The sequence below is a fragment of the Sunxiuqinia sp. sy24 genome, from assembly GCF_052677165.1.
Genome location: NZ_JBQYLH010000017.1, coordinates 48,370 through 64,440, shown reverse-complemented (window position 1 = coordinate 64,440; position 16,071 = coordinate 48,370). Strand labels below are relative to the sequence as shown.

25 protein-coding genes are annotated in these 16,071 nt (G+C 42.0%); all 25 read right to left on the bottom strand.

The window, feature by feature from the left end; translation table 11 throughout:
* Position 1: 1 nt before the first annotated feature.
* Positions 2-517 (bottom strand): 30S ribosomal protein S5, encoded by a 516-nt coding sequence (gene rpsE / locus ACUNWA_RS14785; RefSeq protein ID WP_445592697.1) that lies wholly within the window; start codon positions 515-517, stop codon positions 2-4.
* Between the two features lie 5 nt (positions 518-522).
* Positions 523-879 carry a 50S ribosomal protein L18 gene (gene rplR / locus ACUNWA_RS14780; RefSeq protein WP_445592696.1) on the bottom strand — a complete coding sequence of 119 codons (357 nt, stop codon included), beginning with the start codon at positions 877-879 and terminating at the stop codon, positions 523-525.
* Between the two features lie 14 nt (positions 880-893).
* Entirely contained in the window at positions 894-1,451 is a 558-nt protein-coding gene (gene rplF, locus ACUNWA_RS14775; RefSeq protein ID WP_445592695.1) for a 50S ribosomal protein L6, read from the bottom strand.
* Between the two features lie 15 nt (positions 1,452-1,466).
* Positions 1,467-1,865 carry a 30S ribosomal protein S8 gene (rpsH, locus tag ACUNWA_RS14770; protein WP_445592749.1) on the bottom strand — a complete coding sequence of 133 codons (399 nt, stop codon included), beginning with the start codon at positions 1,863-1,865 and terminating at the stop codon, positions 1,467-1,469.
* A 28-nt stretch (positions 1,866-1,893) separates the two neighbouring features.
* Positions 1,894-2,163, bottom strand: a complete 270-nt coding sequence (gene rpsN / locus ACUNWA_RS14765) for a 30S ribosomal protein S14 (RefSeq protein ID WP_445592694.1) — start codon at positions 2,161-2,163, stop codon at positions 1,894-1,896.
* Between the two features lie 3 nt (positions 2,164-2,166).
* The gene (gene rplE / locus ACUNWA_RS14760; RefSeq protein WP_299579657.1) at positions 2,167-2,724 is read right to left on the bottom strand and encodes a 50S ribosomal protein L5; all 558 of its coding nucleotides are present in this window, start codon (positions 2,722-2,724) and stop codon (positions 2,167-2,169) included.
* Positions 2,724-3,047, bottom strand: coding sequence for a 50S ribosomal protein L24 (gene rplX, locus ACUNWA_RS14755; protein ID WP_445592693.1), 324 nt, complete (start codon positions 3,045-3,047; stop codon positions 2,724-2,726). The genes rplE and rplX overlap by 1 nt, the downstream gene beginning before the upstream one ends.
* 17 nt (positions 3,048-3,064) lie before the next feature.
* Positions 3,065-3,430 carry a 50S ribosomal protein L14 gene (rplN, locus tag ACUNWA_RS14750; protein WP_445592692.1) on the bottom strand — a complete coding sequence of 122 codons (366 nt, stop codon included), beginning with the start codon at positions 3,428-3,430 and terminating at the stop codon, positions 3,065-3,067.
* Positions 3,431-3,432: 2 nt separating this feature from the next.
* Positions 3,433-3,690: a 30S ribosomal protein S17 gene (gene rpsQ / locus ACUNWA_RS14745; RefSeq protein WP_445592691.1), complete on the bottom strand. Its 258-nt coding sequence runs from the start codon at positions 3,688-3,690 to the stop codon at positions 3,433-3,435.
* Between the two features lie 10 nt (positions 3,691-3,700).
* Complete coding sequence (gene rpmC / locus ACUNWA_RS14740) at positions 3,701-3,904, bottom strand: 50S ribosomal protein L29 (protein WP_445592690.1); 204 nt, start codon at positions 3,902-3,904, stop codon at positions 3,701-3,703.
* A 2-nt stretch (positions 3,905-3,906) separates the two neighbouring features.
* Positions 3,907-4,341: a 50S ribosomal protein L16 gene (rplP, locus tag ACUNWA_RS14735; RefSeq protein ID WP_445592689.1), complete on the bottom strand. Its 435-nt coding sequence runs from the start codon at positions 4,339-4,341 to the stop codon at positions 3,907-3,909.
* Positions 4,342-4,367: 26 nt separating this feature from the next.
* Entirely contained in the window at positions 4,368-5,090 is a 723-nt protein-coding gene (gene rpsC, locus ACUNWA_RS14730; protein ID WP_445592688.1) for a 30S ribosomal protein S3, read from the bottom strand.
* Between the two features lie 10 nt (positions 5,091-5,100).
* Positions 5,101-5,514, bottom strand: a complete 414-nt coding sequence (rplV, locus tag ACUNWA_RS14725; RefSeq protein ID WP_445592687.1) for a 50S ribosomal protein L22 — start codon at positions 5,512-5,514, stop codon at positions 5,101-5,103.
* A gap of 37 nt (positions 5,515-5,551) precedes the next feature.
* Entirely contained in the window at positions 5,552-5,818 is a 267-nt protein-coding gene (rpsS, locus tag ACUNWA_RS14720) for a 30S ribosomal protein S19 (RefSeq protein ID WP_053187462.1), read from the bottom strand.
* A 15-nt stretch (positions 5,819-5,833) separates the two neighbouring features.
* The gene (gene rplB, locus ACUNWA_RS14715) at positions 5,834-6,658 is read right to left on the bottom strand and encodes a 50S ribosomal protein L2 (protein WP_445592686.1); all 825 of its coding nucleotides are present in this window, start codon (positions 6,656-6,658) and stop codon (positions 5,834-5,836) included.
* 9 nt (positions 6,659-6,667) lie between these two features.
* Positions 6,668-6,958, bottom strand: a complete 291-nt coding sequence (gene rplW, locus ACUNWA_RS14710) for a 50S ribosomal protein L23 (protein ID WP_445592685.1) — start codon at positions 6,956-6,958, stop codon at positions 6,668-6,670.
* A gap of 12 nt (positions 6,959-6,970) precedes the next feature.
* Positions 6,971-7,600 carry a 50S ribosomal protein L4 gene (gene rplD, locus ACUNWA_RS14705; protein ID WP_445592684.1) on the bottom strand — a complete coding sequence of 210 codons (630 nt, stop codon included), beginning with the start codon at positions 7,598-7,600 and terminating at the stop codon, positions 6,971-6,973.
* Positions 7,600-8,217 (bottom strand): 50S ribosomal protein L3, encoded by a 618-nt coding sequence (gene rplC, locus ACUNWA_RS14700; RefSeq protein WP_445592683.1) that lies wholly within the window; start codon positions 8,215-8,217, stop codon positions 7,600-7,602. The genes rplD and rplC overlap by 1 nt, the downstream gene beginning before the upstream one ends.
* Positions 8,218-8,238: 21 nt before the next feature.
* Complete coding sequence (gene rpsJ, locus ACUNWA_RS14695) at positions 8,239-8,544, bottom strand: 30S ribosomal protein S10 (RefSeq protein WP_299579695.1); 306 nt, start codon at positions 8,542-8,544, stop codon at positions 8,239-8,241.
* Positions 8,545-8,564: 20 nt separating this feature from the next.
* A complete protein-coding gene (fusA, locus tag ACUNWA_RS14690) occupies positions 8,565-10,676 on the bottom strand; it encodes an elongation factor G (protein WP_445592682.1) in 2,112 nt (703 codons plus the stop codon).
* A 47-nt stretch (positions 10,677-10,723) separates the two neighbouring features.
* Positions 10,724-11,200: a 30S ribosomal protein S7 gene (rpsG, locus tag ACUNWA_RS14685; protein WP_445592681.1), complete on the bottom strand. Its 477-nt coding sequence runs from the start codon at positions 11,198-11,200 to the stop codon at positions 10,724-10,726.
* A 121-nt stretch (positions 11,201-11,321) separates the two neighbouring features.
* The gene (gene rpsL / locus ACUNWA_RS14680) at positions 11,322-11,696 is read right to left on the bottom strand and encodes a 30S ribosomal protein S12 (RefSeq protein WP_445592680.1); all 375 of its coding nucleotides are present in this window, start codon (positions 11,694-11,696) and stop codon (positions 11,322-11,324) included.
* A 195-nt stretch (positions 11,697-11,891) separates the two neighbouring features.
* The gene (locus ACUNWA_RS14675; RefSeq protein ID WP_445592679.1) at positions 11,892-13,202 is read right to left on the bottom strand and encodes an HlyD family efflux transporter periplasmic adaptor subunit; all 1,311 of its coding nucleotides are present in this window, start codon (positions 13,200-13,202) and stop codon (positions 11,892-11,894) included.
* Between the two features lie 49 nt (positions 13,203-13,251).
* Positions 13,252-13,668, bottom strand: a complete 417-nt coding sequence (locus ACUNWA_RS14670) for a PH domain-containing protein (protein WP_445592678.1) — start codon at positions 13,666-13,668, stop codon at positions 13,252-13,254.
* A gap of 74 nt (positions 13,669-13,742) precedes the next feature.
* Positions 13,743-15,932 carry a peptidase domain-containing ABC transporter gene (locus ACUNWA_RS14665; protein ID WP_445592677.1) on the bottom strand — a complete coding sequence of 730 codons (2,190 nt, stop codon included), beginning with the start codon at positions 15,930-15,932 and terminating at the stop codon, positions 13,743-13,745.
* Positions 15,933-16,071: the final 139 nt, after the last annotated feature.

Below are 16,071 nucleotides of genomic sequence, written 5' to 3'. Positions count from 1 at the left end.
CCTATCCTTTAAATACTTTTTCTAAAGAAACTCCACGGTGTTCGGCAACAGTACGTGCATCTCTCAGTTCGAGTAATGCATTAAAAGTTGCTTTAACCAAGTTATGAGGGTTTGACGATCCTTTTGATTTTGCAAGGATGTCATGTACCCCAACGCTCTCCAATACGGCACGCATCGCACCACCGGCTTTTACTCCGGTACCTGACGTTGCAGGCTTCAGGAAAACGCGCGCTCCACCAAATTTGGCGAGTTGCTCATGAGGGATTGTTCCTTTGTGAATAGGAATTTTTACTAAATTCTTTTTCGCAGCATCAACTCCTTTTGCAATCGCGGTAGTGACTTCACTTGCTTTACCAAGTCCCCATCCAACAATACCGTCTTCGTTTCCGACAACAACGATTGCTGAAAAGCTGAAAGTTCTACCCCCTTTGGTCACTTTGGTTACACGGTTAATTGCAACCAAACGGTCCTTAAGTTCAATGTCAGTTGTTTTGACTTTCTTAATACTTCCTGCCATAATCATTAAAATTTAAGGCCACCTTCACGGGCAGCTTCAGCTAATTGTTTTACTCTACCGTGATATAAATATCCGTTACGATCGAACACTACATCTTCGATTCCGGCTGCTTTTGCCTTTTCAGCAAGTGCTTTTCCAACCAAAGCAGCTTGTTCGATTTTGTTGCCTTCTTTTTCGCTGATTTCTTTATTCAATGAAGAGATTGAAAGCAAAGTTGTACCGTCCAGGTCATTCACCAATTGGGCATAAATTTGCTTGTTACTTCTAAACACACTCAAACGAGGTCTTTCAGAAGTTCCGGTAACGATTTTCCGGATTCTCTTTTTAATTCTATATCTTCTTTTTTGTTTCGTTAAAGCCATGGTTTCAAATTTTACTATTTAGCAGAAGCTGACTTTCCAGCTTTGCGTCTTAATTCTTCACCGACAAACTTCACACCTTTTCCTTTGTATGGTTCTGGTGCTCTGAATGAGCGTATCTTTGCAGCTACTTGACCGATCAACTGTTTGTCACAGCTTTTCAAAGTAACAATCGGATTGTTTCTTTTATCAGTAACAGCTTCAACCTTTACTTCAGCAGGAAGATTCAGAAACGTGTGGTGAGAATGTCCTAATACCAAGTCCAATAACTGACCTTGGTTTTCGGCACGATAACCTACACCTACAAGTTCCAACTTAATTTCATAGCCTTCCGAAACACCTACAACCATATTGTTAACCAATGAGCGGTACAAGCCGTGCAATGCACGGTGTCTTTTTTGCTCTGTAGGTCGTTTAACGATAATCTGGCTCTCTTCAACGGCTACTTCCATCTCGGGGTCTACCTTTTGCGAAAGTTCGCCGAGTTTACCTTTAACTGTCACCAAGTTTTCCTTGTTAACACTTACGGTTACTCCGGCTGGTATTGCGATTGGTAATTTACCTATCCTTGACATTACTACTCCTCCTTATTAATAAACGTAACATAAAACTTCACCACCAATATTCAGGTCGCGTGCTTCTTTGTCTGAAACAACACCCTTTGAGGTAGATATAATAGCTACTCCCAGGCCGTTAAGTACACGAGGAATATTATCGCTGTCGCAATACTGTCTCAAACCAGGTTTACTAATCCGCTTAATCGATTTGATGGCTGGTTGTTTCGTTTCAGGATGATATTTCAAGGCAATTTTAATGTTGCCCTGAAAATTGACATCATCTTCAAACTTATAGTTCAAAATGTACCCTTTATCTTTTAAGATTTTGGTAATTTCCTTTTTTATGTTTGAAGCAGGAATATCAACAACGCGGTGCTTAGCTGCCTGAGCGTTACGCACGCGAGTTAAATAATCTGCTATCGGGTCTGTAATTTTACTCATTACTTTTGTACTTAATAGTTTACCAACTTGCTTTCTTAACACCGGGAATCAGACCTTCAGAGGCCATCTCGCGGAAGTTAATCCTGCTAATTCCGAACTGGCGCATATAACCTTTTGGACGTCCGGTTAATTTACAACGGTTGTGCATGCGTACCTTCGACGAGTTCTTAGGTAGTTTTTGCAAACCTTCATAATCACCTTCTGCTTTGAGCTGGGCCCTTTTGTCGGCGTATTTTTCAACAAGTTTTGCCCTTTTTACTTCGCGGGCTTTCATTGATTCTTTAGCCATAACTTAGTTCTTTTTAACGTTTTTAAAAGGTAAACCTAACTCTTTCAACAAGGCAAAACCTTCTTCATCCGTGCTAGCTGAGGTTACAAAAGTAATGTTCATACCGTTAATACGGTTAACCTTGTCAATGTTGATTTCAGGAAAAATAATTTGCTCTGGAATTCCAAGGGTATAGTTTCCTTGTCCGTCCATTTTACTCTCAATGCCTCTAAAGTCACGAATACGTGGCAGTGAGATGTTGATTAGCCTTTCAAGAAATTCATACATCCTTTCTTTTCTCAGTGTCACACGTACACCGATAGGCATTTTTTTCCTCAGTTTAAAGTTGGAGATGTCCTTCTTTGATTTGGTTTGGACTGCTTTTTGACCGGCAATCATTGTCATTTCCTCTGTGGCAACTTCAATGATTTTTTTGTCCGCGATAGCAGCTCCAACACCTTGGTTCAGAACAATTTTCTCCAATTTCGGAACCTGCATAACAGATTTATAATCAAATTCCTTAGCTAATGCTGGAATGATTTCTTCCGAATATTTCTTCTTAAGTGTTGGTGTATAAGCCATTACTTAATCTCCTCTCCAGATTTTTTTGAATAACGTACTAGTTTCCCATTGCTTCCGAGCTTACGCCCGATGCGTGTTTTGCCTCCTTCTTTCGGATCGACATGCATCAGGTTTGACAGGTGGATTGGTGCTTCCTTTTCAACGATACCTCCCTGCGGATTTTCCGCGTTAGGCTTGGTATGTTTTTTTACCATATTAACACCCTCCACAATTGCTCTGGTTTTTTCCCGAACCACTTCGAGAACTTTGCCTTGCTGACCTTTATAGTTTCCAGCAATAACAACAACGGTGTCACCTTTTTTAATGTGTAATTTTGTCTGCATTTTGTTTAATTTATGCATTAAAGCACTTCAGGTGCAAGCGAAATAATTTTCATGTTTTTGTCACGAAGTTCCCTTGCAACAGGGCCAAAAATACGGGTTCCGCGCATTTCACCAGTATTGTTCAATAAAACGACAGCATTGTCATCGAAACGGATATATGATCCGTCTTGACGACGTACTTCTTTTCTAGTGCGAACAACAATGGCTTTAGACACAGTTCCTTTTTTCATATCACTACCGGCAATTGCACTTTTAACAGTGACAACCACTTTATCGCCAATCGATGCGTAACGTTTTTTTGTACCGCCTAAAACACGGATACAAAGAACTTCTCTGGCACCACTGTTATCGGCAACTGCACATCTTGATTCCTGTTGTATCATGATTACTTAGCTCTTTCAATAATTTCAACTAATCTCCAGCGCTTGTTTCTACTTAAAGGTCGTGTTTCCATGATCTTTACAGTATCTCCTACGCTGCAAGTGTTTGTTTCGTCATGGGCGTATAGCTTGGTTGTTTTATTGACGAATTTTCCGTAAATAGGGTGTTTCTCTTTACGTTTCACCGCCACAACAATACTTTTCTCCATACTGTCGCTTACAACAACTCCGATACGCTCTTTTCTCAGATTTCTTGCTTCCATTGACTACAAATTAATTCTGATTTTGATTCAATTCCCTCTGACGTTTGATGGTCTGAAGGCGTGCAACATTCCTGCGGGCTTCCTTGATTTTCATCGGGTTGTCCAAAGGAGAAACTGCATGATTCATATTAAGACGTGCCAAGGTTTCCTTCTCCAACTGGATTCTTTCCTGGATTTCCTTGTCTGTTAATTCTTTAATTTCTGATGCTTTCATCTTTAATCTTCTTTAGTAGCTTCAACATAGTCACGTCTAATAACAAACTTCGTAGTTACCGGAAGTTTCTGAGCGGCCAAACGTAAGGCTTCTTTTGCCATTTCGAATGAAACGCCATCGGCTTCGATTAAAATACGACCCGGAGTTACCGGAGCTACGAATGCTTCAGGAGCACCTTTACCTTTACCCATCCGTACTTCGGCAGGTTTTTTAGTAATAGGCTTATCTGGGAAAATACGGATCCAAATTTGACCCTGGCGCTGCATGTGACGGGTTACCGCAACCCTGGCCGCCTCTATTTGGCGACCGGTAAGCCATGCGCTTTGCAACGACTTTATACCGAAAGAACCGAATGCAAGTTCTGTACCGCGTTGGGCATTCCCTTTCATCCGTCCTTTTTGTACTCTTCTAAATTTTGTCTTTTTCGGCTGTAACATCCTTTTTTAATTAAAAGGTTTTCGAATTATTTTCTTCTCTTTTTGAAACCGCCACTTCTGCCGCCGCCACGAGGACCACCACCAGGGGTGTTCTTTTGTCCAAGGTTTGGAGAAAGGTCACGTTTTCCGTACACTTCGCCTTTACAAATCCAAACTTTAACACCGACTAAACCGGTTTTTGTTAAAGCTTCAGCTAAAGCATAATCAATATCAGCTCTTAGCGTGTGCAAAGGAGTACGACCGTCTTTATACATTTCAGAGCGCGCCATTTCAGCTCCGTTCAAACGACCGGATACCAAAATTTTAATTCCTTGCGCACCCATTCTCATGGTAGAGGCGATAGCCATCTTTGTGGCACGACGATAGGCAATTTTGCCTTCAATCTGACGTGCAACATTGTTGGCAACGATACGGGCATCCAATTCAGGTCTTTTAATCTCAAAGATATTGATCTGAACTTCTTTGTTAGTGATCTTCTTCAACTCCTCTTTCAATTTGTCGACTTCCTGACCACCTTTGCCAATAATAATACCAGGTCTTGACGTGTGAACTGTAATAGTGATCAGCTTCAAGGTTCTTTCGATAATAATCCTCGAAATACTTGCTTTCGCCAAACGAGCGTTCAAGTATTTGCGGATCTTAGTATCTTCAACCAGCTTATCACCATAGTCGTTTCCACCGAACCAGTTGGAATCCCATCCACGGATGATCCCTAAACGATTAGCGATTGGATTAACTTTTTGTCCCATGTATTACTATTTATTCGTTATCGTTTTCTACAGTTTTACTATCAACGCAAAGTGTCACGTGGTTCGAACGCTTGCGAATCCGGTGAGCACGGCCTTGTGGGGCCGGGCGCAGACGCTTTAACATACGTCCTGAATCGACAGCTATCGTTTTCACATACAAGTTGCTTTCTTCCAAACGAGTTCCCTCGTTTTTCGCCTGCCAGTTTGCAATGGCTGACATCAACAGTTTTTCGACTTTGCGTGAAGCTTCTTTTGAGGAAAACTTCAGAACATCCAACGCCCGGTTTACTTCCATTCCGCGAACCATATCGGCAACCAGCCTCATTTTTCTTGGGGAAGTAGGGCAGTCTTTTAATACCGCAAAGTATTGTGATTTCCGAGCTTCTTTCAGCTCAATTGCTCTATTTCTTTTTCTAGCACCCATCGTAATTTCTTTTAATAGTTAATGAGAATCTCATGCCTTAACGTTTGTTTCCGGCATGTCCCCTAAAAGTTCTTGTAGGTGCAAATTCGCCAAGCTTATGGCCTACCATGTTTTCAGTTACATAAACGGGAATGAATTTATTTCCGTTGTGTACTGCTATGGTGTGCCCTACAAAGTCGGGAGAGATTACTGATGCTCTGGCCCAAGTCTTGATAACGGACTTTTTTCCTGCTTCATTCATCGCGTCAACTTTTTTCTCAAGTTTATAGGCAATGAATGGGCCTTTTTTTAATGAACGACTCATATCCTACTCCTTTTATTATTTCTTGCGTTTTTCTACAATGTACCTATTGGAAGCTTTTTTCTTAGCACGGGTTTTGAAACCTTTTGCTAACAAGCCGTTGCGTGAACGAGGATGTCCTCCTGAAGAACGGCCTTCTCCACCACCCATTGGGTGATCAACCGGGTTCATGACAACACCACGTACGCGTGGTCTTCTTCCTAACCAACGTGAACGACCTGCTTTTCCAGATCTTTCCAAGTTGTGTTCCGTATTCCCAACAGTTCCAACTGTAGCTTTGCAAGTAACGAGTACCATACGGGATTCACCAGAAGGTAACTTTACAATTGCATACTTTCCTTCTCTTGAGGTCAACTGTGCATATGTTCCTGCACTTCGCACCATAACGCCACCTTGTCCAGGTTGAAGCTCAATGTTGTGTACAATAGTACCAAGAGGAATTTCTTTAAGTGGAATTGAGTTACCTACTTCAGGGGCAATGCCTGTTCCGCTCAATACGGTCTGTCCAACCTGCAATCCGTTGGGAGACAAAATGTACCGTTTTTCACCATCGGCGTATACCAACAGCGCAATACGGGCTGAGCGATTCGGGTCATACTGAATAGACTCTACACGTGCAGGGATACCGTCTTTCTCGCGTTTAAAATCGATCGCACGATATCTCTTCTTGTGCCCTCCACCTATATACCTCATTGTCATGCGTCCTTGGCTGTTACGACCACCGGACTTCTGCATGGGCTTCAACAATGATTTCTCAGGCGTTGATGCAGTAACGGTATCAAAAGCGCCAATAATTTTGTGCCTTTGACCCGGAGTAACTGGTTTTAATTTTCTTACTGCCATTTCCTTTTATTAAATATTACTGTAAAAATCAATTGTATCTCCTTCTACCAATGTGATGACTGCTTTTTTATATGCAGCAGTTCTTCCTTTAATAACTCCGGCTTTTGTATAGCGGCTTTTGTTTTTGCCACCATAAACCATGGTATTAATGGAAGATACACTCACATTGTACAGTTCTTCGACTGCTTTCTTAATTGCTTGTTTGTCAGCATCTCTGCGGACAACAAAACCATAACGGTTGAACTTTTCGCCCAATTCCGTCATCTTTTCTGTTACTATGGGTTTTATCAAAATATCCATTATTTTTCCCCCTTAAATCTTAAACTGTTCTTCGATCTTACTTACCGAACTCTCAAAAAAGATCACCTTATTAGCGTTCATGATTTGATAAGTGCTTAACTCAGAAGGAGTTACAACAGAAACACCATCTAAATTTCTGGAGGACAAATATATATTTTTATTTTCGTCTGGTAAAACGAAAAGAGACTTTTTATTGGTAATCTTCAGATTATTACTAACTGCTACCATCTCTTTTGTTTTTGGAACTTCCAGAATGAAATCCTCAAGAACTAGAATATCGCTTGCTTTAGCTTTGTATGTCAAAGCTGATTTACGAGCTAAAGCTTTTACTTTTTTGTTTAATTTGAAGCCATAGTTTCTTGGACGAGGTCCAAAAACACGACCACCACCTCTGAATAAAGGTGACTTAATGCTACCGGCACGTGCAGTACCTGTACCTTTTTGCCGCTTAATCTTTTTTGTACTTCCAACGATTTCACCACGTTCAGTAGCAGAATGGGTTCCTTGACGTTTGTTTGCCAAGTACTGTTTTACATCAAGATAAATAGCATGGTCGTTCGGCTCAATACCGAAGATCTGGTCTTGCAAACCGACCTTTCTTCCGGTCTCTTTTCCTGTTTTGTCTAATACTTGTACTTCCATTACTGACTAATTATTACATATGATCCTTTTGCTCCAGGAATTGATCCTTTAACAACTAATAGGTTACTTTCAGGAATTACTTTCAAAACCCGAAGGTCTTCGATCGTTTTGCGAGCACCACCGGTACGACCAGCCATGCGCATTCCTTTAAATACTCTGGAAGGGTAAGACGACGCACCAAGCGAACCAGGAGCTCTCAGACGGTTGTGCTGACCATGGGTAGCATCACCTACTCCACGGAAGTTATACCGCTTAACAACACCTTGGAAACCTTTTCCTTTGGTAATGCCAGTTACATCAACCCAACTACCTTCTTCGATTACATCAACAGTAATGGTTTCACCAAGTTTGTAATCTCTTTCGAAGTCTTGAAACTCGACAACTTTACGCTTTGGATCAGTTCCAGCTTTCTGGAAGTGACCGAATTCAGCTTTGGTGGTGTTCTTTTCTTTCTTGTCACCAAAAGCAAGCTGAATAGCGCTATAGCCATCGGTTTCAGCCGTTTTCACTTGTGTCACAACACAAGGTCCGGCTTCAATCACAGTGCATGGAATATTTTTTCCCTCAACACTGAATACGGATGTCATTCCGATTTTTTTACCGATTATTCCTGCCATTTTTTTACTTTTTACAGGTTATCATACTTTAATTTCTACTTCAACACCGCTTGGCAATTCAAGCTTCATTAAGGCGTCGATAGTTTTTGCTGTTGAGCTGTAGATGTCGATCAAACGCTTGTAAGACGACAACTGAAATTGCTCGCGCGATTTTTTGTTCACGAAAGTTGAACGCAACACTGTGAAAATACGTTTGTGAGTTGGAAGCGGGATGGGCCCGCTTACAACTGCACCTGTTGTTTTTACAGTCTTAACGATCTTTTCAGCCGACTTGTCCACCAAGTTGTGATCATACGACTTCAGCTTAATTCTGATCTTTTGACTCATGATGAGATAAAATAATTATTTTATAATAATTCTACTTTTCCTTGCATTTCCTCAAGTACTTTCACTGCCATTTGTTTTGGCACTTCTTCGTAGTGTGAGAACTCCATTGATGAAGTTGCACGACCGGAAGAAAGTGTTCTCAATACAGTCACATAACCGAAGATCTCTGAAAGTGGCACTGTGGCTTTAATTACCCTAGCTCCTGCTTTCTCAGTCATTCCAGCTACCTGTCCGCGTCGACGGTTCATGTCACCAATAATATCACCCATGTATTCTTCAGGAGTAACAATTTCAGTCTTCATGATCGGCTCAAGCAATTTTGGGCCTGCTTTTGAAGCTGCGCTCTTAAACGCCTGACGGGCACAGATTTCGAAAGACAGCTGATCCGAGTCAACCGCGTGGAATGAACCATCAAGCAATTCAACTTTCAGGCTATCCAATTGGAAACCGGCCAAAGGACCGTTCAACATCGCTGTTTCAAAACCTTTTTGTACAGAAGGAATGAATTCTCTTGGAATACGACCTCCTTTTACGCTGTCAATAAATGTCAAACCATCTTTGCCTTCGTCAGCAGGAGATACTTTAACAATGATATCAGCGAATTTACCACGACCACCGGATTGTTTTTTGAATACTTCACGTAATTCAATTTCCTCGCTAATCGCTTCTTTATAGGCAACCTGAGGTTTCCCCTGGTTACATTCTACTTTGAATTCACGCTTCAAACGGTCGATAATAATTTCCAGGTGAAGCTCACCCATACCACGGATAACCGTTTGTCCTGATTCTTCGTCAGTATTTACTTTGAATGTTGGATCTTCTTCGGCCAATTTAGCCAATCCCATTCCAAGCTTATCTAAGTCTTTTTGTGTTTTTGGCTCAACAGCGATACCGATTACTGGCTCCGGGAAGTCCATGCTTTCCAGAGTAATTGGATTCTTTTCTGTTGACAACGTATCGCCTGTGCGAATATCTTTAAACCCTACTGCTGCACAAATATCTCCGGCTTCAATGACATCTTTCGGGTTTTGTTTGTTTGAGTGCATCTGGTAAAGACGTGAAATACGTTCTTTCTTACCCGTTCTTGTATTGTAAACCGTAGAACCAGCATCAATCTTCCCTGAATAGACGCGAATAAAGCACAAACGGCCTACATAAGGGTCGGTGGCAATTTTAAATGCTAAGGCAGATAAAGGCTCTTCAGTATCAGCATGACGAACAGCTTCTTCACCCGTATCAGGATTAACACCAATTAATTCACCTTTATCCGCTGGGCTTGGCAAGAATTCAATAACAGCATCCAACAAACGTTGCACACCTTTATTTTTGAATGCTGAACCACACATCATCGGAACGATGATTTGCTTCAATGTTCCTTGACGAATCACTGAAAGCAACTCATCAGAAGTGATTGATTCCGGATCATCAAAATAACGCTCCATAAGGGCATCATCCAATTCGGCAACTGATTCAACCATTTTTTCGCGGTACTCTAGTGCTTGCTCCATCAATTCAGCTGGAATTTCTTCCAACTTATAATCTGTTCCAAGCGTGGCATCTTCATACCAACGAATAGCTTTCATTTCGATCAGGTCAATAACCCCTTCGAATTTTTCTTCAGCACCAATTGGTATTTGAATAGGCACTGGATTGGCTCCTAACTTCTCACGAACCTCGCTAACAACGTTGAAAAAATCAGCTCCTGAACGATCCATTTTATTAACGAAACCGATCCGTGGAACACCATATTTCTCTGCCTGGCGCCATACCGTTTCCGACTGGGCCTCAACGCCACTTACCGCACAAAACAAAGCGACAGCGCCATCCAAGATCCGCAACGAACGCTCTACTTCAACAGTAAAGTCAACGTGCCCAGGAGTATCAATGATATTGATTTTATATTCTTTCTCATTGTGCTTCCAGAAAGTAGTTGTAGCAGCAGAGGTAATTGTAATCCCCCGCTCCTGCTCTTGCTCCATCCAGTCCATTGTGGCAGCACCATCGTGAACTTCACCAATACGGTGCGTCAATCCAGTGTAGTAAAGGATACGCTCCGAAGTGGTTGTCTTACCAGCATCAATGTGAGCCATGATGCCGATATTTCTTGTATATTTTAGATCTTTTGTTGCCATGCTAATATACCAATATTCTAATCCTTATTAAACTAATTACCCCAATCCTAAAATCTGAAATGCGCAAAAGCACGGTTTGCTTCAGCCATTCTGTGCGTGTCTTCTTTCCGCTTGTAGGCACCACCTTCATTATTGAACGCAGCCTGAATCTCAGCAGCCAACTTGTCTGCCATTGATTTTCCAGAACGTTTACGGGCAAAAAGGATTAAGTTTTTGATAGAAACTGCCACTTTTCTTTCGGGGCGAATTTCCATAGGAACCTGGAATGTAGCTCCACCAACACGGCGGCTTTTAACTTCGACTGCCGGAGTAATGTTCTCCAAGGCTTTTTTCCAGACATCGAGGGAAGAGAGCTCATCGTTTTTCATGCGTGAATCAACGATATCGAGCGCATCATAGAAAATTTGATATGCAACGGTTTTCTTACCGTGTTGCATCATGTCGTTTACAAATCGTGTAACTAGAACGTCGTTAAATTTTGGATCAGGAAGAATGATCCTCTTTTTTGGTTTCGATTTTCTCATCGTAATCTTCTCTTTAGTGTTATTCGAATTGGTTGTTTAATCGATTTGGAGCTTCAGTTTACCCAGCCTCTGCCGGACTCATTTACTCAACCAAACCACTGCAAGCGGTCAATTCTCAAAATTATTTCTTCGGTCTTTTCGTACCGTACTTAGAACGTCTCTGTGTGCGTCCTTCTACACCGGCAGTGTCTAATGCACCGCGAACTAAGTGATAACGTACCCCTGGTAAATCTTTTACCCTACCGCCACGCACCAATACAATGGAGTGCTCTTGCAGGTTATGACCTTCGCCCGGAATGTAGGCATTCACTTCTTTTTGGTTCGTCAACCTTACCCTTGCAACTTTACGCATCGCAGAGTTAGGTTTCTTGGGTGTAGTTGTGTAAACACGTACACAAACACCTCGTTTTTGAGGACAAGAATCTAAAGCACGAGACTTACTCTTCTCTACCTGAACGGTACGTCCTTTCCTTACTAACTGTTGAATCGTTGGCATACAACTATTTAATTAATCATTAATATTTTTCCAAAATGGACTGCAAAGGTATTGAAAAATCAACAAAATCAATGCATTCCATCTGTGTTTTTGGCAGAACTCTCCAAAAACGGCAGGCAAAAGTACTAATTTCCAGCAAATAACAATAGCTTTTCTAACTGTTTTTTGGATTTGACCCTAAATTTAAAATGAGAACTAGTTTGTGTCGGTAACCTTTTCCTTCAGGATCGATTTAATAGGATTGAAAAAACGCTGAATCAACCGAAGATCTTCGGTAATAATCTCAGCCTCACCCTTCATCTCTTGGCTAAAGCTTAGCGGAATGCCATAATTGGTCATCAAGCTTTGAGGAAGATTGATCTCTGCAATATAATTATCATTGGAAGGAACCAGCGAGATTGACTTAACAACACCCCGCACCATACCATATTCCATATAAGGGAAATTATCGAACCGAATATTGACCACCTGTCCAATCTTCACTTTCCCGGCACCGCGCAATGGCAAAGCAACCCGACCAATGATTTTGCTTTCGCTTTCCGGCACCACGGTAAATACGATATCACCACTTTTTACCTGCTGGTTTTTGCTCCAAAAATTGGTAAAGCTAACCCGCCCCTCAATCGGAGTTTGCAGCACAAATGCCTGGTTCCAATAATCGAGCCGACTCTGCAGAACATTCAGCGCCTCGATCAGTTTCGATTGCGATTGCCGTTTCTGATCTTCAAATTCCTTTTCAGCTCCAATAATCTTCTGCTGAAGCTGAATAATTTCCTTTTGTGTTGTAGCCAAATCAGTGCGAGCACCGTTGAAACTATATTTTTTTTGCAGAAGCGAAGATTCCGATTTTTTGTAATCCACCAGCGAAAGCACATCGCGCACATACAATCCCGAGTCTCGCTTAAACTGCTCATAAGCAATCTGGAATTCGTTCTCCAAAATCTGCCGCTGAGTCCACAAGCGATCGTAATAAATGCGCTGCATATGCTCCTGCTCGCGCAAGGAAGCTATTTTCTGCGGGAAAAAGTTCAAGCGGACAAAACTGATGTAATTATTATACAGACGTAAAAAAGAGGAAAAATCAGACTGAATCTCCCCTAGCCTGTAGTTCGGTTTCAGCTCCTTATAAAACAAAGTATCGAAGGTAATAAAATAGCCCTCTAAAAGCTCCAACTCCTCCTCCAATGCGTTCACATCTTTGTAGTTCGCAGCATTTTCTAAAATAGCAATGAGCTGGCCCTTCTCCACCGAATCTTCATCCTGCACAAACAACTGGTCGATTTTACCGGTACTACGAGCAACAATATGCGCAGGAGGGTTTTCAGAAAGCACAACAATACGCGCCCTGATAATATCAGGATAATGAAACACCCAAGCCCCCAACAGTATTAGCAGCAGAAAAATCAGAATCATGGTCAAGCCACTTCGCATCAACCACGAGGGCGATTTCCCGATGATCTCCTGAACCTCATCACTTCGAATTTCTATGTTATCGTTCTGTGGCATAACTACTCAAGCGCAGAGCCCAATTGTCTGCTATAATTGTATTTATTTTTTATAGACCTTCAGTCTTTAAATTTAATTTAATAGCTGAATTTAGATCTTTCAAGTGACCAACAAATCCAGCTTTATCCGCAGGCGAAATCAAAATCGAACCACCCGTGTACCTAATCTCAAGTCGATCGAGAGAATTAGCCGGCGAAGCCAGCGGATTGTTCGTTTCCGATATTTCAACGATTGTATCAATTCCAATCGCTTTATCTACCAAAAAACCACTTCTTATTCTCAAAACACGTTCGTCAACAAGATAGTAAGTAGTCATAAACAAATACCCAACAAAACCACCCACAAATAAATTAATTACCAGTCCCAGCCAAGCACGATGATAAACCATCAAAATAGAAGTGCATCCTATAATCACTATAAGAAAGAAAAGAATGCCGCCCCCAATTTTCGAGTTATACTTTTTCATCTCATTCTACTATCGTATCAACAAAACAACACTTGACCCTTATAATATAATTAAACCACAACGAACTTCATCCATCAATTACCCAACTCCAACTGATTTTTCACCAGATTGTAATAAGCCCCCTTTTTCGCTGTTAGCTCGGCATGATTCCCAACTTCCACAATCTCCCCCTGATCCAACACCACAATCTGATCCGCATTTTTCACGGTACTCAATCGGTGCGCGACAACCACCACGGTTTTACCTTCATATACCTTATCCAGGTTTTCCATAATGACCTTTTCATTGTTTGCATCTAAAGCATTGGTTGCCTCATCAAAAAACAGATATTCCGGATTTTTATAAACCACCCGGGCAATCAATATCCGCTGCTTCTGCCCTTCACTCAATCCATGACCATCCTGCCCAATTCGGGTATTGTACCCCAATGGCAAACCTTCCACAAAATTTTGAATATTGGCCGTCTTTACTGCAAACAATAATTTCCCCTTATCTACCTGCTCATCGCCTACCACAATATTATTCATAATTGTATCCGAAAAAATAAAGCCATCCTGCATCACTGCGCCCACCTTGGTGCGCCACCATTGTTGCGAAAAATTTTTCAAATCAGTATCGCCCACCCGGATAGTACCAGAAACCGGAGGATAAAATCCCAGCAACAATTTCACTAAGGTCGTCTTCCCACTTCCACTGGTCCCGACAATAGCTGTCAGTTTTTTCTCCGGAATGGTCAGCTCAATCCGATTCAACACTTTAGGAGAATGCGGCCCTTCATACTGAAATACCAGATCGGAGATCGCAATAGTACGCTCCACTGGCATCGTATTGATGCGCGGATCATCCTTCTTCTCTTCATCGTCCTTATTATGGATTTCACCCAAGCGCTCCAAACTTATCTTGGCATCCTGCGCCAAATGCATAAAGCTAATAAGATCTGTCAGCGGCGCATTCAATTGCCCGATAATGTATTGCACAGCCAGCATCATTCCTAGCGTCATCTGCCCATTCAATACCGCCATAGCCGCCAGTACAGTTATCACAATATTCTTGGTTTCGTTGATAAAAACCGACCCGGCCTGCTGGTACTGATCCACCGAAAGACTTTGCACATTCACCCGAAACAATCGCGCCTGAATGCGCTCCCATTCCCAGCGCTTTTGCTTTTCGTAATTATTGAGTTTGATTTCGGGCATGCCGTTAATCAACTGAATCAGCATGCTTTGATTTTCACTCAGCTGCGAAAATTTCTTATAGTCGAGTTGCCGGCGACGCTGCATAAACAAATACACCCAAACCACATACAAGGCAGAACCAATGACAAACACCGCCAAAATTTTCCAACTGTAAATAGCCAACACAATACCAAAGATCACGAGATTAAACATCGAGAACAGAACGCTCAAGGTTTGCGTAGTCAGGAAACGTTCAATCCGTCGATGATCCTGAATACGCTGCATTAAATCGCCAATCATTTTAGTGTCGAAAAAGCCAATCGGCAACTTCATCAACTTGATCAAGAAATCAGAAATAATAGAAATATTAATCCGGGTACTAATGTGCAGCAAAATCCACGATCGCACAAAGTCGACCGACATCTTTCCAATAAACAGCATCATCTGCGCACCCAACACCAGGTAGATAAAGCTAATATCCTGATTATTGATCCCCACATCAACAATGCTTTGTGTCAGAAATGGAAAGATGAGTTGAATAATACTCGCCGCCAGGAAGCCGATCATCAACTGCCCCACCAACCGACGGTGCGGCCGAACATAGCGCCACAGAAACGCAAACCCTGTACGATCATCCGTTTCATCATCCTGATCGTAAAAAGCTGGAGTTGGCTGCAACATCAAACAAATCCCCTTCTCCTCTCCAGCAGACATTGTAGCCAGCCAGTGTTTTTTGAATTCTTGTTCATTGTACTTAACCAGGCCAAAAGCCGGGTCAGCCACAAACACCTTCCCTTTCTTTACATCATAAACCACCACAAAGTGATTCTGATCCCAATGCACAACACAGGGCTTGGGAACATCCTTCACCAGCTGGGCATAAGTAACCTTGGTTCCCAAGCTGCGCATACCAATGGCTTCAGCGGCATCACTTATTCCAAGCAACGAAACACCTTCGCGCGAAATATGAGATTGATCCCGTAAATAATTCAAATTGAAGTTGCGCCCGTAAAACTTGGCGATCATTCGCAGGCAGGTGGGCCCACAATCCATGGCGTCGGGTTGCTTATAATGAGGAAAACGAGGCATAGCACTATTTTTCACCTTAAAAATACGGCAAATCAGCACTCATTTAGCAGTAAGCCGAATTAGTTATTCACAATTGCCCGTTAATAGCGGAGCAGCCATTAAGGCGCCACTCCTTGAGATTCTAAAAAATGCACATCCT